14 protein-coding genes are annotated in these 14,457 nt (G+C 51.5%); 6 read left to right on the forward strand and 8 right to left on the reverse strand.

What is annotated here, in order from left to right:
- Positions 1–599: 599 nt before the first annotated feature.
- Complete coding sequence (locus MKX76_RS14520; RefSeq protein ID WP_007129311.1) at positions 600–836, forward strand: DUF6953 family protein; 237 nt, start codon at positions 600–602, stop codon at positions 834–836.
- Positions 837–1,975: 1,139 nt separating this feature from the next.
- Here the strand turns inward: MKX76_RS14520 and MKX76_RS14525 are convergent.
- The 5 genes from MKX76_RS14525 to MKX76_RS14545 form a co-directional block, all read right to left on the reverse strand.
- Positions 1,976–3,592, reverse strand: coding sequence for a response regulator transcription factor (locus MKX76_RS14525; protein WP_210095611.1), 1,617 nt, complete (start codon positions 3,590–3,592; stop codon positions 1,976–1,978).
- 3 nt (positions 3,593–3,595) lie between these two features.
- Positions 3,596–5,413: a sensor histidine kinase gene (locus MKX76_RS14530; RefSeq protein WP_341034039.1), complete on the reverse strand. Its 1,818-nt coding sequence runs from the start codon at positions 5,411–5,413 to the stop codon at positions 3,596–3,598.
- Positions 5,414–5,440: 27 nt separating this feature from the next.
- Positions 5,441–7,000, reverse strand: coding sequence for an extracellular solute-binding protein (locus MKX76_RS14535; protein ID WP_341034040.1), 1,560 nt, complete (start codon positions 6,998–7,000; stop codon positions 5,441–5,443).
- 374 nt (positions 7,001–7,374) lie between these two features.
- Positions 7,375–7,806 carry a zinc ribbon domain-containing protein gene (locus tag MKX76_RS14540; protein WP_007129307.1) on the reverse strand — a complete coding sequence of 144 codons (432 nt, stop codon included), beginning with the start codon at positions 7,804–7,806 and terminating at the stop codon, positions 7,375–7,377.
- A 107-nt stretch (positions 7,807–7,913) separates the two neighbouring features.
- On the reverse strand, positions 7,914–8,531 hold the full coding sequence (locus MKX76_RS14545; RefSeq protein ID WP_341034041.1) for a copper amine oxidase N-terminal domain-containing protein: 618 nt from the start codon (positions 8,529–8,531) through the stop codon (positions 7,914–7,916).
- Between the two features lie 173 nt (positions 8,532–8,704).
- Here MKX76_RS14545 and MKX76_RS14550 point away from each other — a divergent pair, with 173 nt between their 5' ends.
- The gene (locus MKX76_RS14550) at positions 8,705–8,896 is read left to right on the forward strand and encodes a hypothetical protein (protein WP_210095609.1); all 192 of its coding nucleotides are present in this window, start codon (positions 8,705–8,707) and stop codon (positions 8,894–8,896) included.
- A 213-nt stretch (positions 8,897–9,109) separates the two neighbouring features.
- On the opposite strand, the gene tnpA is transcribed toward MKX76_RS14550, so the two are convergent.
- On the reverse strand, positions 9,110–9,604 hold the full coding sequence (gene tnpA / locus MKX76_RS14555; RefSeq protein WP_341034042.1) for an IS200/IS605 family transposase: 495 nt from the start codon (positions 9,602–9,604) through the stop codon (positions 9,110–9,112).
- A 230-nt stretch (positions 9,605–9,834) separates the two neighbouring features.
- Here tnpA and MKX76_RS14560 point away from each other — a divergent pair, with 230 nt between their 5' ends.
- The 4 genes from MKX76_RS14560 (at position 9,835) to MKX76_RS14575 (ending at position 13,042) form a co-directional block, all read left to right on the forward strand.
- Complete coding sequence (locus MKX76_RS14560; protein ID WP_341034044.1) at positions 9,835–10,203, forward strand: hypothetical protein; 369 nt, start codon at positions 9,835–9,837, stop codon at positions 10,201–10,203.
- Between the two features lie 206 nt (positions 10,204–10,409).
- Positions 10,410–10,901: a cation:proton antiporter regulatory subunit gene (locus MKX76_RS14565; protein ID WP_007129303.1), complete on the forward strand. Its 492-nt coding sequence runs from the start codon at positions 10,410–10,412 to the stop codon at positions 10,899–10,901.
- A gap of 3 nt (positions 10,902–10,904) precedes the next feature.
- On the forward strand, positions 10,905–12,149 hold the full coding sequence (locus MKX76_RS14570) for a cation:proton antiporter (protein ID WP_007129302.1): 1,245 nt from the start codon (positions 10,905–10,907) through the stop codon (positions 12,147–12,149).
- Between the two features lie 17 nt (positions 12,150–12,166).
- Positions 12,167–13,042 (forward strand): YitT family protein, encoded by an 876-nt coding sequence (locus MKX76_RS14575; protein WP_341034045.1) that lies wholly within the window; start codon positions 12,167–12,169, stop codon positions 13,040–13,042.
- A 215-nt stretch (positions 13,043–13,257) separates the two neighbouring features.
- Here MKX76_RS14575 and MKX76_RS14580 read toward each other — a convergent pair whose 3' ends face one another.
- Both MKX76_RS14580 and MKX76_RS14585 read right to left on the reverse strand, forming a co-directional pair.
- A complete protein-coding gene (locus MKX76_RS14580) occupies positions 13,258–13,473 on the reverse strand; it encodes a DUF2905 domain-containing protein (RefSeq protein ID WP_028405035.1) in 216 nt (71 codons plus the stop codon).
- A 149-nt stretch (positions 13,474–13,622) separates the two neighbouring features.
- Positions 13,623–14,456, reverse strand: a complete 834-nt coding sequence (locus tag MKX76_RS14585; RefSeq protein ID WP_340901152.1) for a carbohydrate ABC transporter permease — start codon at positions 14,454–14,456, stop codon at positions 13,623–13,625.
- Position 14,457: the final 1 nt, after the last annotated feature.

Here is a 14,457-nt window from a genome sequence, read left to right on the forward strand (position 1 = left end):
TCGCTGGTATTCCCTCCTCCCCCTGCTGGTTGGGGGAGGGGAAAAGCGACTCAGGTTTCACGTCCTGAGCGGCTTCTTAGGTGGGGAATATTCGGGTAGTGCTTCATCACTACGCATGTGGATGGTCCTTCGGATAGTGAGAGTAAATCAGCACTACGCTTGCGGATGGCCCTTCCGATCGCTGTTGTGCCTGGATTTCTTGAACTCATATTTCCAATGTAGAAATCCGGGCACAAAGGCGAACACTTCGTTTCTACAGCACCATTCCGCCTGCTCCGTTGAAGCTTTCTTCTTGTACGGATGTCTGTCGTTGATTCGCTGGTGGAATCCCCTCCCCCCTGCTGGTTGGGGGGAGGGGGGAGCCGCTCAGGTTTTACGCCTTGAGCGGCTCTTGGTTGGAGTGGTTAAGCCCTCATAGCAATCGGAGGGGAGCGCTTAACCATTACGGTTAACAATTTGTACAACATTTTCTTCAGTGTTTTTCACAAAAGGATGCTCCCTAATCTTACCTATTCGAACTACTGCGAATGAAAGAGAAAAACTATCATTGGGTGTGATTTATTTGGTATGATAATGTAACTGAACGGAGGTGATTTCACTTGGAAACAACAGCACAGGAAGTCGCCGAGTGGATGGTAAAAGAAATTCGATTCACCGGAACGTTGCGTCAGGAGGACGCAATCGCGTACGTAAAGGAGCATTTCGGGGAACAGTTCGTTTTTGTTAATGAAAACGGAAACCCGTCCTTATCGAAAGACGTGAAAAAAGCGTTCCGCAAGCTGCACGGCGGTCGGATCGCTTGGGATCGGGACGGCTTTTTATGGGCTTGGACGTAACATATTGTGTAATGAACCGGTGAAGGACTTCTCCTGCCGGTTTTTTATTTTACCTGCCAACACAATGCACACGTAAAAACCGCTCAGGTAAATCACGCCCCGAGCGGTTTAATTGTTCAGCAGCAGGCCCTGCTGCGCTACGCCTCCCCCCCTTCCCCCACCACCAAGGTGGGGAGGAAGGCCTCCTCGATTGCAACAGCCCATCGGAGCGGACGAATCGATTCCGGAAAAGCGGCAGCGGGCGCCTTTGGGGCTGAATTTCTCCCGCGCTCACTATAGTTCCAGGAAATTCAGCCACAACAGCGATTGGAGGAACGATACGTACGCGGAGCAACTAACAAGTTCAGCAGCAGGCCCTGCTGCGCTACGCCTTCCCCCCTTCCCCCACCACCAAGGTGGGGAGGAAGGCCTCCTCGATTGCAACAGCCCATCGGAGCGAACGAATCGATTCCGGAAAAGCGGCAGCGGGCGCCTTTGGGGCTGAATTTCTCCCGCGCTCACTAATAGTTCCAGGAAATTCAGCCACAACAGCGATTGGAGGAACGATACGTACGCGGAGCAACTAACAAGTTCAGCAGCAGGCCCTGCTGCGCTACGCCTTCTCCCCTCCCCCACCACCAAGGTGGGGAGGAGGGCCACCTCGATTGCACCAGCCCAGCGGAGCGGACGAATCGATTCCGGAAAAGCGGCAGCGGGCGCCTTTGGGGCTGAATTTCTCCCGCGCTCACTATAGTTCCAGGAAATTCAGCCACAACAGCGATTGGAGGAACGATACGTACGCGGAGCAACTAACAAGTTCAGCAGCAGGCCCTGCTGCGCTACGCCTTCCCCCCTTCCCCCACCACCAAGGTGGGGAGGGACGCTGCCTTCATTGCATTAACCCAGCGGAGCGGACGAATCGATTCCGGAAAAGCGGCAGCGGGCGCCTTTGGGGCTGAATTTCTCCCGCACTCACTAATAATTCCAAGAAATTCAGCCACAACAGCGATTGGAGGAACGATACGTACGCGGAGCGGACCTTTTTCATCTATGCAACATCCAGCGATTAAGCAGCCATACGTACGCGGAGCGGACTTTAAGCTGCGATACGCACGCGGAGCAGACGCTTTAAGCATTAAAGCAATCCTCCCCACATTGCCCTACCCCTTGAATTCCCCCGGATTAACCCCCCAATACTTACGAAACACCTTGGTAAAATAACTGACATCCCGGTACCCGACCAGGCGCGCGCAGTCGTACACCTTCGCCCCTTCCTGCAGCAGGGATTTGGCCCGCTCCATTTTGCGCTCGAGGACATAGGTCGAGAAGGCCACGCCCATCTCCTGCTTGAACAGGCGGCTCAAATACGAAGAGTTGACATACAGCCGGTCAGCCACCATATGCAGGGTGATATCCTGATCCATCTCGGCCTCCACCAGGTTTAAGATGTCCTTTACGACCTGGTGGCTGGTCGATTTTCGCTGCTCGCTCATGAACGCGGTGATATGCTTGACGGTTCGCTCCAGGAGCGACCAGGTTTGCATTTTGGTACTGAGCAGCTTGACGTTTTGGAAGAAGACGATATCGTCGCCCACCACCTTTTTGACCGTCCAGCCCTGCTTTTGGATGAGCCGGGTAAAGAAGCTGTTCATATAGAGGACTGCTTCATGGAAGTCGTCGGAGGATTCCGGCTTTGTAAATAGGTCGTCCCACAATTCCTTCAGGGCCTCCATCGCCTTCTCCACATCCGCCGTGTCCAGCGCGATTTCAAGCGACTTCTCCAGGTTCGGCTGTACGATGACCCCCTGCCCCTGACCGTCGTCCGGCCGCGGCTCCCGGTACGGGATGGCCAGGTCATGGCCGTACACCACCCGCTCCTGCAGCGCCCGGCAGGCCTGCGCATATAGCAGCCCCATATCATCAAGCTCGCCGGTGGCGGCGCTAATGCCGGCGCTTGCGGTCAGCTTAAGCACCTCCTTCGTCGAGGACAGAAGCCGCGATACCTCCGCGTTGATGCGCAGCATGGCGTCCTTCACGTCCTGCTGCGCGTCCACGACGAACACGAGCAGCAGCATATTGCTCGAGTCGGTGGTGATCCAGCAGGAAGGATCCGTAAGCAGCTCCTTGGCCAGGCACAGCATCGTGAACTGCAGCAGCTCCATATCGCCCGGCTTAAAGCGGGTCTCTTCTTCGGAAAGGGGATCGAGATCGACGACGGCAACGGCGATCCGGTCCTGCTCCCGCAGCGGAATGTAGAGCTCCCGGCTCCGTTTCAGGACATCCTCCTTCGTGTATTTCCCGCCGACCCATTGAATGAAGAACAGGTTTTGCAGATGCGGGAGGTTATCCTTCCACTTTTGTTCGAGGGCCGCCTTGCGCTGCCACTGCTCCAGGTCGCTGCGAAGGGAGCGTCTTGCCTCCAGCACCGCCTCCAAGATCTCCTCCTCGCCGGCAGGCTTCAGCAAATATTTGGACACCCCGTACTCCAGCGCAAGCTGAGCAAATTCGAAGTTATCGTGTCCGCTCAAAATAATCAGCTTGGTCAAGCTGCCAATCTCCCGCCGCTCCTTCAGCTCCCGGAGCAGCGTCAGCCCATCCATCTCGGGCATTTGCACATCGATCAGCATGATATCCGGCTTCTTCCTGCCGGTCAGCTCTAGCGCCTCCAGCCCGTTCGCGGCCAATCCAACGACTTCAATGTCATGCTTCTCCCAAGGGATATTATGCGCCAGCGCGTTGCGCAGCCTTGGCTCATCCTCTACGATGATCAGATTCATTGCTTATGTCCTCTCCTTTTCGGGCATTGCTCTCCCCAACATGTCATCCCTGCAGCGGTCCAATGGAATGGCGATCGTCGCGCTCGTACCCTCGCCTCGTACGCTCGCAACCGATAATTCCGCCTCCTTCCCGTAATACAGCTTCATCCGGCTCAGCACGTTGCGCAAACCGAATAAATCCTTCACATGCTCCTCATCCTGCGAGGAGGCGGGCACGCTGCGCATGCCCATCTTCTCCAACTCATGCTGGATGTAACGCAGACGATCCGGTTCGATCCCCGGACCATTATCATCCACCCGGATCATCACGGTCTGGCCCTTCTCAATCCAGCTGGAGACGACGACGCTTCCCCCCGATGTTTTGCCTTCCATGCCGTGAATAATCGCATTCTCCACCAGGGGCTGCAGCAGCAGCTTCAGGATCGGCACCTGCTTGCTGTCCTCGGAGATCCGGTATTCGACCGTAAAATTATCCATGAAGCGAAGCTGCTGAATCCGCAAATAGTAATGCAGATGCTCGATGCTTTCCTCCATGGTGAACACCTCGCGGCCCTTGTTGAGGCTTAGGCGGAAGAACTTCGACAGATTCATCACCATCTCGCTGATTTCGTCCGCGTCATAGTTTTTGGCCATCCAATAGATCGAGTCGAGCGTATTGTACAAAAAGTGCGGGTTGATCTGGGACTGCAAAAACTTGAGCTCGGTTGTCGTTAACCGCAGCTGCTGCTCGTAGTGATCCTCGATCAGATGCTTCTGAACCAGCGCCATTTTGTTGAAGGACTGGATCAGAAATCCGAACTCATCCTTCCGTTTCGTATCCACATGAATATTGAGCTCTCCGCTGCTAAGGCGCTTCATCCCCCGCGAAAGCTTCAGCACCGGGGAAGCGATGCCGCTGTAAACAACCCAGGAAATGATGATCGCAAGCAGGATGCTCAGCCCGATGATCGCCACGGTGAACAACCGCAGCTGGTCCGTCTCCTTGTACAGCTCGCTCTTCGGCTGCACCAAGGCGAGGCGCCAGTTGGAATATTCGGAATCGATCGTAACGGTCATGTCCTTCTCGGCGATATCCCGGCTTCGGGCTCTCCCGGTCTCCACCACGACTTCGCCTCGCTCATTCAGCAGAGAAATCCTGCTGTTCTCGGAAGGCAGCAGCGTTTTGATAATGTTGAGCAGCTTGCTTTTATTGAAGGATACGACGAGTAGATTCGACTTGCGCTCGCTGTTGTACAGATCCATCGCCCGGATGAGGGAGACGCTGTCGGAGTTGGTCATTTGGCCGAAGGTGACCCCCTCCGTCACCGGGAACTCGGACATGACGTAGGAAATCCCGGTCCCATTGCGTCTCGCCGCCTCCACGAGCCATTCCTGCTGCCGCTCGCCCGCCAGCTTTTTCCCTCCGTAATGCGTGCTGATAAACATGTTGGAGGCTTGGTGATATACCGCGATATGGGATACATACCGGTTCACGGATACCAAATAAGACAGCTGCTTCAGAATGTCGGAGAAATCGACGATGGACTGGGGCGAAAAGTCCATGCTGTTCTTGTTCAGCATTTCATTCATTGTCGGATCGGCGGCAATCAGTGTCGAAATTTCCTCCACGTTCTGCAGCGCCAAATCGAAATGATTCATCGCGGAGGACAGCGCCATTTCGGTCCGTTCCACCGCCTGCTCATACAGAATGTCCCTTGACCGTTCGATCGCAAAGAGGCTGATGATGACAAGCGGAAGCAATATCAGCAAAAAATAACCGGTCAGCCGGGCTTGAATATTTTGCGAGAACCGGTCCCGGATCCAGCGAATCATCGCGATCATCCGATTCGCCTCCTTTGACCGGGCCTGTTACTTTTGTTTCGCATACCACTCGTTCACTTCCTTCGTAATTTCATCTCCTCCTTGCTCTTTCCACTGCTTCACGTACTCGTCGAATGCGTCGAGCGGCTCCAAGCCCATGATGATCTTCGTGAACACGTCTTCCATCGTGCCCAGCTTCTTGCTGTATTTGCCCATGGCCGGCGTAGGTACCCCGTAGAAGGCACTTGGCATAATATTCGGGGTGATCCGCTGCAAATTGTCATAGAGATTGAAATCGCCGAGCGAATCCAGCCGTTCCTTGAACAGCAGCTCGTCAGGCACATCTACAAGCGATTGATAAATCCCCCTGTACAAATGCTCGTCATGCAGGGCAAAATCGGTCACAATCTTGCCGTCCTGCCACCACCAGATTTCGTTCTCGAAGCCAAGCTTCAGCGTTTTGTAGTTTTCAGCAATGAAATCCAGAAGCTGAATAACTTCAGCCGCATGCTTTGATTCCGCCGGGATGACGTTATATCCGCGAATAATATCCTTGCCGTATACCCCTTTCTGACCTCCCGGCCCGATCGGATATTCTAGCGGAATCCATTCCGCGTTCGGATCCTTTTTCATATTGGCTGCGATCGGTCCCCGGGTATCGTACCATGTCGCCGAGAACAGACCGACCTGGCCGTCTTCGATTTTTTCGAACAAATTGTTTTGCAGATTGAGGGGGAATTCCCGGTCCAGAAGGTTCTCCCTGTACAGCTTGGCGAAAAATGCAAGCGCTTCCTTTGTTTCTGGCAGCGTGCTGCCGTACACCAACTGTCCGTCTCGCTCGAACCAGGTATCATTCAGCTGCGTCCCGAACGCGCCGAAGAAGGGAGAGGACCTGCCGAGATCAGAAGTAAAGATGAGTCCGATCGTATCCTGAATGCCATTGCCGTCCGGATCGTCCTGGGCGAAGGCACGGATCACCTCGTAATATTCGTCCAGCGTCTCGGGCGGCTCCAGGCCGAGACGGTCGAGCCAATCCTTTCTGGCGTACATCAGCTCTACCCCTGTCACTTCGTTCAGGCTCGGAATCGCATAGATTTTGCCGCCGTATTTTACCCGTTCCCATACCTCGGCCGGAATTTTCTCCTTGAGATGGGGACCGTACTTGTCGATCAGCTCATCCAGCGGCATGAACGCCCCCTGCTTGACATAGTTGTCAAACCATACCGGCTCATAGGTGTGGAGCATATCCGGCAGATTGCCGGAGGACATAATGACATCGAGCTTTTCGTTGTACACTTCCGTTGGCGGGGTATTGACTTGGATATCCAGCCCGGTGTTCTGCTCGATGTAATTCAAATAGCGGTTGTCGTTCTCGTCCATCCCGGCCGGAAACGTCATGCCAAGATTGGAAATGACAATGTTGATCGTCTTCGCCTTCGGGTTTCCCGAAGGCTGCTCCTCTTTAGCTCCGCCCGTATCCATGCAGCCGGTGACGAGAAGGATCAGAACGACTAGTACAGGAAGCCACAGAACATTACCAGCAAACAGCCTTGGATCGTTATCCTTGCCGCGTTGAATCCCATTCTTACAAGCCTTGTTAATCGGCATAGGTTCTTGTCACTCCCTTCATCTCGTAAACTAATACTACTATATAACGATTTTTTTGTGAGTAAGATCGTTATTTTTTCTGCAGTGGTCTTTTTCGTTTTTTCTTTAGAAGGATGATCGTCGGACAAAAAACAGGCAACCCCAAGCTTATTGGTTAGCCTGATCTATGAAAAAGCCGTCCCTTTCGATACGCAAGTCGTATCGTCAGGAACGGCAATCGAGGGTATCAAATAAAAACGTCCAACCTGAAAGAACCTGAAAACAAGCCAAATAGCCAGGACCGCCTTGATATTTGGACCCTGGCTATTTTTACAAGCCGTTCTAGAAGCTGACCGGCCCTTCTCCGACAGAACATCGAAAGTGAGCGGGCTTCCTTATTTTCTTTCGTCCTCGCTCCCGGGCTGCTCCAGCAGCGGGAGATGATCAGCGGACTGATCCTCGCCGACTTGAATCACCTCGAAAGTCTTGCCGCAGTGAGAGCAGAACTTGGCGTTAATAGGCGAGTTGTTCCCGCAGCTTCGGCATACTTTTTCATCCGTAAGATTCGCAATCTGCAGCTGATTTTGCTCGATTTCGAATTTCAGCTCTTGGATTTTGGCCACATAGCTTTGGATGCTCTCCCGGTCGGGGGGCCACTGTCCCGCTTCGGCAACCCCGTATACGACCTTGCCGATTTCAAGAAGCTGCTCATTGATATCGCTCTTCTTGCCGCTGTTTTGCAGCTTTAATTTATTCACTTCGACTAAAATCTTCGCTTTGTTTCCGGCATCGGACACGCCGGCCTTGAATTTATCGAAAAAACTCAAGCGAACGATCCCCTCCTTTCACCAATATTCCATCCATTGTATTATAGCTTATCTCCGCTATGCCGTTTCATGAGCATCAAATTACAGGAACTCAAGTGGAGATGCGGTTAATATGTGATTTTTACAATCCCGTCGCGGGCACTGTAAGATACATTGGAACCAAGACCTCTGGCAAATACCTGAAGCGGAACATAAGTCACTCCATCGATAACTTTGGGAGCGACCGCTATGGATTCCGACTTGCCGTTATAGAATACGGTCCGGCTTCCGATGGTCAAAGTCACTTTATGGGTTCCCCGTTGGACGCCAATCGCTCCGGCTTCCTTGTTCCAGTTAACCTTGGCTCCCATTCCCTCGGCAATTTCACGAAGCGGCACCAAATTGGTATTATTATAAATCAGCGGATGGCTTCCGAATTTCACGAGACTCCCGTTAACGTATACCTTAATATCCGACTTTGCATAGGTTGGAGCCTTTGGTTTCGGTTGCGGTTGCGGTTGCGGTTTGGACGAAGCGCGCGTTGTCGACTTCGAGGAAGAAGACTTGCTGCCGGAGCTGCTTCCTCCGTTATGATAGTGGTATTCGCCATACGACAACCCCCAGCGCTCGCAATTCGTCCAGCAATGATGACCGCCGCTGGCGTCCGTTCTTCCAGGATGTGCGGAAGCAACCGTGCTGGACAACAGAATCAATGCTATCGTGGCATACCCAATTTTTTTCTTCAATTTAATGACCTCCTGGGATAATATTCCTCAACATTCTAGCATAATTCTATATAGAAGATTCATATAAAAGAATTATAATCATGAGTTTCGTTTCACCTTCCGGTTTGCGGTTTATCGTTACATATAACCGATCCCTTTGTGCCAAAATATTGCCGGAAAGGAATGAGGCCGATATGAGCAAAGAGAAACCTGAATACGACGGAAAATTTCCCGGCGTGGACCCGATTCCGGAACCGGACCGTCCGGATCAAGCAGCTACAGACAAACTGGACGATCTCGTCCTGGGCGTGCTCGAAAACGAAAACGAGGAAGATTTGGACTTGGAGCCTGAAACGAATCATTACGATAAACTCCGTGAGAAATAAGGCCGCGTCCTTACTTTCCGCCAGTCCCAAGCCTATATCCTCCAATTATTAAAGATACAGGCAAAACTTCAATTGATCTGTAAAAGTGTTGAAATCAGAACCACCCGTCAAACGGGTGGTTTGCTCTTGGGGTATAACCCCTTGTTGCCAAACTGCGCCTAAAGACGCTAGCCTGACAATAAAATTGTTCAGGCTCAGTGTAATTTGTCACTTTCACTTACCAGTTAAACTGGTTTGCTTCTTCTTGTTACTGTTTTTGCTGAATGGGTCTTCATACTCTTTCACACTCAGTTTATCAATTGCTTGGTCATGTGCTTCTTGCTCACGGATATATTTTGCCACGGTGGCTTCATTCAAGCCCACTGTGCTGACGTAGTATCCCTCCGCCCAGAATTTTCGATTACCATATTTATACTTCAAGCTAGCATGCTTCTCGAATATCATGAGTGAGCTTTTCCCCTTCAGGTATCCCATAAATGATGATACTGAGATTTTTGGGGGAATTGCTACCAACATATGTACATGATCGGGCATCATGTGACCTTCGATTATCTCCACTCCCTTGTATTTACATAATCGTTTGAATATTTCGATTAAGTCTTTCCTCACTTGATTATAAATCTCTTTCCGTCTATACTTCGGGGTGAACACAATGTGGTACTTGCACATCCACTTCGTGTGAGCTAAACTATAGCTCTTGTTTGCCATCTAAGACCATTCCTTTCATTATTGAGCCTGAACATCTCAATTTTATCGGAATGGTCTTGTTGGTCAAACCTCGATCCCTCCACCCGCATAGCGGGTGGTTTTTTGTTTCGCACGCTTCGCGAGCTCAACTGGCTAAAGCCGCAATAAAAATAATCGTTCTCGTTTTGAGAACGATTATTTTTATGTTATGATTACTTATAGAAAGTTTGGGTCGAAAGGAGGGAATCCCCGTGGAACGTTTCTTGAAGTCGGCAAAAATGATTTGGATGCTTATTCTTGTGCTGATTACGGCATTTGCTCTCTACATTCCCGTTCAAGAGTATAACACCGATGAAACTGTGGATGAGAAGTATGTCTACAAGCACAGCATGCATCCTAAAGCCGCTGCTCTGAAACATTCGCAAATTCTCTCCAAGCTTAAGGCCGCTGGCAGTTCCATGCCGGTGTTCTTAATGATATCGGCCGCCCTGATGCAGCGTATTCCCAAAATCCGTCTGCCTTATCGGCCGATTATACCTCGTCGGCTCAGACTTATGGTTCTATTCCCCATTAAGTATACATCGATTTACGTTAGCCAACCTTCCCGATTCGCTGTCTAACACGGACCGCGTTCCTTTTAAACATGCCATAATCCCATAATTATAAAGCAAAATCAGCCTATTGTTTAAAATTCAACAATCCCTAGGTTTATTTCATGCTGCGCATAAAAGCTTGCTATTGTTCATATCTAGTCGTTTTTTATTTCCTACAGCAAAATGAATGTATAAAAATTATCGGAATGTTTTTTTCAGGAGGATGTTAGCCTATGCATGTTCGTGAAACAGATTTACCCGGAATCGGTAAAAAATTCGTCATTGATACGCGTGGAGGAGATAAGCTGGTCATCATTATTCACGATGACGGCCGCCGCGAAATGTACCATTACGAATATGACGATCCGGAGGAAAGCATCTCCATGATTTCATTGGATGATGACGAGGCCCGCCAAATTGCTGCCATCGTAGGCGGTCTTACCTATAAACCGAAGGCGCTGGAGACGATTGACATGGCGCTCGATGAGCTGATTATCGAGTGGTACCGCATCGAGCCCCATTATTACGGGGCAGGCAAATCGATCGGCGATCTCGGCGTCCGTCAACACTCCGGTGCTACGGTCATTGCAGCAGTCGATAAAAACAGCAAACAAATCAATCCCGGCCCTGACGTGATCATTACCCCCGATTCAACCCTTGTTGTCGTGGGTGAGCGTCAGCAGCAGCGGTTATTTAAGCAAATCTTGATGAACGGACGTGGTTGATGAATGGATCATATGGTTTTAGAAGTCGGACTGGCGATCGCCCTGATTGCCCTTGCGGGGCTGTTATCCGCTAAACTCCGGTTTTCCGTCGTCCCCTTCTATATTTTGGTGGGGATGGCGGTAGGACCGCATGCGTTTCACTGGGGCAACTTGGATTTTCGCTTTATCGAGAGCGCCGAGCTCATTGAATTCATGGGCCGAATCGGCGTGCTGTTTCTATTGTTCTACCTCGGCCTGGAATTTTCCGTCGGCCGTCTCATTAAATCCGGCAAATCGATCGTAATCGGCGGCAGCATTTATATTGCCATCAACTTCACGCTCGGGCTCATGATCGGGATATTCTCCGGCTTTCCAGTCGCCGAGACGCTCATCGTTGCAGGGATTACCACGATATCCTCCAGCGCAATCGTCGCCAAGGTACTGGTGGACCTGAGAAGAACCGCAAATCCCGAGACGGAAATGATTCTTGGCATCATTATGTTCGAGGACGTGTTCCTCGCCGTCTATATTTCGATTCTGTCCGGTCTTGTTCTAAGCGGCTCTTCCTCGCTCGGAGGCGTGCTGCTGTCAGCCGTCATTGCACTTGGCTTTATGCTGCTCGTCATCATTGTCGGCAGAAAAGCCGTTCCTCTGCTGAATAAGGTCCTTAATATCAGGTCGAATGAATTGTTTGCCCTGGTTATATTTGCAGCATTATTTCTGCTTGCAGGCTTTGCCGAGACCATTCACGTGGCGGAAGCCATCGGTGCGCTGCTCGTCGGGCTTGTCCTGGCGGAAACTGAGCATCGCGAACGGATTGAGCATTTAATTCTGCCGTTCCGGGATTTCTTCGGTGCGTTATTCTTCTTTAGTTTCGGTTTAACGATTGTACCTTCCGAGCTTGGCGGAGCCGTATGGCTGTCATTGATCGCCGTTGTCATCACCCTGCTCGGCAACTTCATCGCGGGCATGCTTGCAGGCCGCAGCGCAGGATTATCAACCAAAGCATCCTCGAATATCGGCCTGACCATCGTATCCCGCGGAGAATTCTCGATTATTCTCGCCAATATGGGAAAAGCCGGCGGTCTTGCGGCCTTTATACAGCCATTCGCCGCATTATACGTGCTGATCCTGGCGATTCTCGGGCCATTGCTGACGAAAGAATCCAAGCATGTGTATAACTTCCTGAATAAGATTTTTAAATTTAAAGACTACAAGGAGAAGAAACCGGTTAAACCGAAGCTAAAGGATGAAAGTGCCAGCGGATAAAGGAGGGGTTACTTCCTATGGTTCAAGTCCCGAACAGGGCCATGAACAAAGTGCAGGGCGCAATCAAAAAGGAGGGCACGGGAAGGCGGCTGGCCATGGCAATCATCGGCGGGCTGATCGCCGCCTTCGGCCTGGATCTGTTTCTTGTGCCAAGCGGCATCATTGCAGGCGGCGTATCGGGAATATCTGCGCTTGCGGCGCATCTGACGGGGCTTCATACCGGCATGTTCCTGTTTGCGCTGAACTTGCCCCTGCTGCTGCTTGTTTACCGTCAGCCTGACCGGGAGCGGGCACTGATCGCTACGGCCGGCCTGCTGACGTTTTCCATCTGTTCGATACTGTTCTTTCCCATTCCGTCGCTGGTCGACAGCAAGATCGGCAGCGCCGGCATCGGCGGCATTTTCCTCGGACTCGGCATCGGCATCGGCCTTCGATACGGTGTCGTGCTGGATACGCTGCAGATGCCCAAACTGCCCCAGCAGCTGTCGTATCTGCTTGCCCATCTGAAGCTGCCCTATATTCAGATCCTGGCTAACCTCCTGGTGTTAACGCTGGCGGGGATGCTTCTAGGCTGGGAGCGGGCGATGTATTCCGCAGTCGCCTGCCTCTTGGCGCTGGAAACCGGGCGGCTAACAACGTCCCCTCTTCCCTTGAAGCGGGAAATTCGTATCCGATGCACCAGCTCGGCGGAGATTGCGCAGGGCATCAAAGCCATGATGGGATATGACCCGAGAACCTCGGTCTTAGGCGAAGATGTGGAGGAGAACCGCTTACCTGTTCCCCGTCAAGCCGAAGAGCTTGTTTATTGGGTTCACGTACTGGAGATGCCCCGATTTAAATCGATCGTATGGGGCCTCGATCCCCGTGCGGAAATTACGATTCGGCATGGATGAGATTCCATCTTTCCAGTCAAAGAGGCTGTCCGAAAGGTCCATAGACCCCGGGGCAGCCTCTTTGGTATGCTGCTGAACGCGAACAGACCTATTTACAACCTTCACCGATACAAATAGGCACTAAAAAAGATGATTCCTGTACGATACAGGGATCATCTTTTATCCATTTCCATCCTTATTCTTGGATATTTTCAATGTGTGTGCCGAAAGTCCGCCTATTTGCGAAATTGCTGGATCAGAAACAAGATCAAGGATCCAACGACGCTGATCACCAGGCATGTAACGATCGGAAAATAAATTTTGACATTCGGCTTATCCACGACGATATCGCCAGGCAGCCGCCCGATAAAGCGGCCGATTACCGGCCACAGCAGCCCGATGACGATCAAGGCGCCGCCAATCCAAAGCAGTGTCCGGGTCACCGGATGCATCTTCCATCACCTCATTCATCATACCTGCAAGCGCAAGCCTCGGTTTCCTTGTATCATAAAGGATTTGACGGATCAGATGCAAGGGTGCCCTCTACGTATGCCGAATTGGACAACGGCCATGTGCACTTAACCCCGTCTTTTCTCTCCCTTTAGCCCTTCACCGCCCCCGCCGTCATGCCGTCGATGAAGTATTTTTGGAAAGCAATAAACAGAATAAAAATCGGGATGATGGAAAAAAAGGAGCCTACAATCAGCAGGTCATAATTGTTGCCATATGGGGTCAGCAGCGTCTTCAAGCCGATTGGCAGCGTATATTTATTCGCATCGCTGAGCACCATGAACGGCCACAGGAAGTTATTCCAGCTGTTCATCCCGTTCAGGATCGCCATTGCTGCGAAGGAAGGCTTCATGACGGGGAGAATAAGCCGCATATAGATGCCGTACTCCGAAGCGCCGTCGACTCGGCCTGCGGCAATGATCTCTTTCGGGACGCCGCGCAAGTACTGCCTGAAGAAGAAAATGGTGGCAGCACTGGCGATGCCGGGCAGCACGATCGCCGAATAAGAATTCATGAGGCCGATGTTATACGTCAGCGTGTACAGCGGGAGCAGCAAAATTTCAAACGGCACCATCATGATCAGAAGCACGCAAACGAACAGCAGGTTTTTCCCAACGAAATCATATGCGGCAAATCCATAGGCAACCGTCGCGCTGACAATCAAAGTTAACGCTACCTGAACCACCGTCAACAGCAGCGAGTTGAAAAACCACATAAAATAGGAATGGCCGCCGGTAAAGAGATAGGCAAAATTATCGAAGTTCATTACAGACAGATCGAATTTCAGATTCAGCCCATAACGGATCAAATCCTCGCCAGGCTTGAAGGATGCAATCGTCACCGCATAAAAGGGCACCAGAATCAGGAAGCAAAGAACCGCGAAGAGAAGAAAGAGCAGTACCTTGATGACCGTTTCCCGTCTCATG

Origin of the sequence: Paenibacillus sp. FSL R5-0810 (assembly GCF_038002285.1) — a bacterium.
Classification (GTDB): Bacteria; Bacillota; Bacilli; order Paenibacillales; family Paenibacillaceae; genus Paenibacillus_AQ; species Paenibacillus_AQ lactis.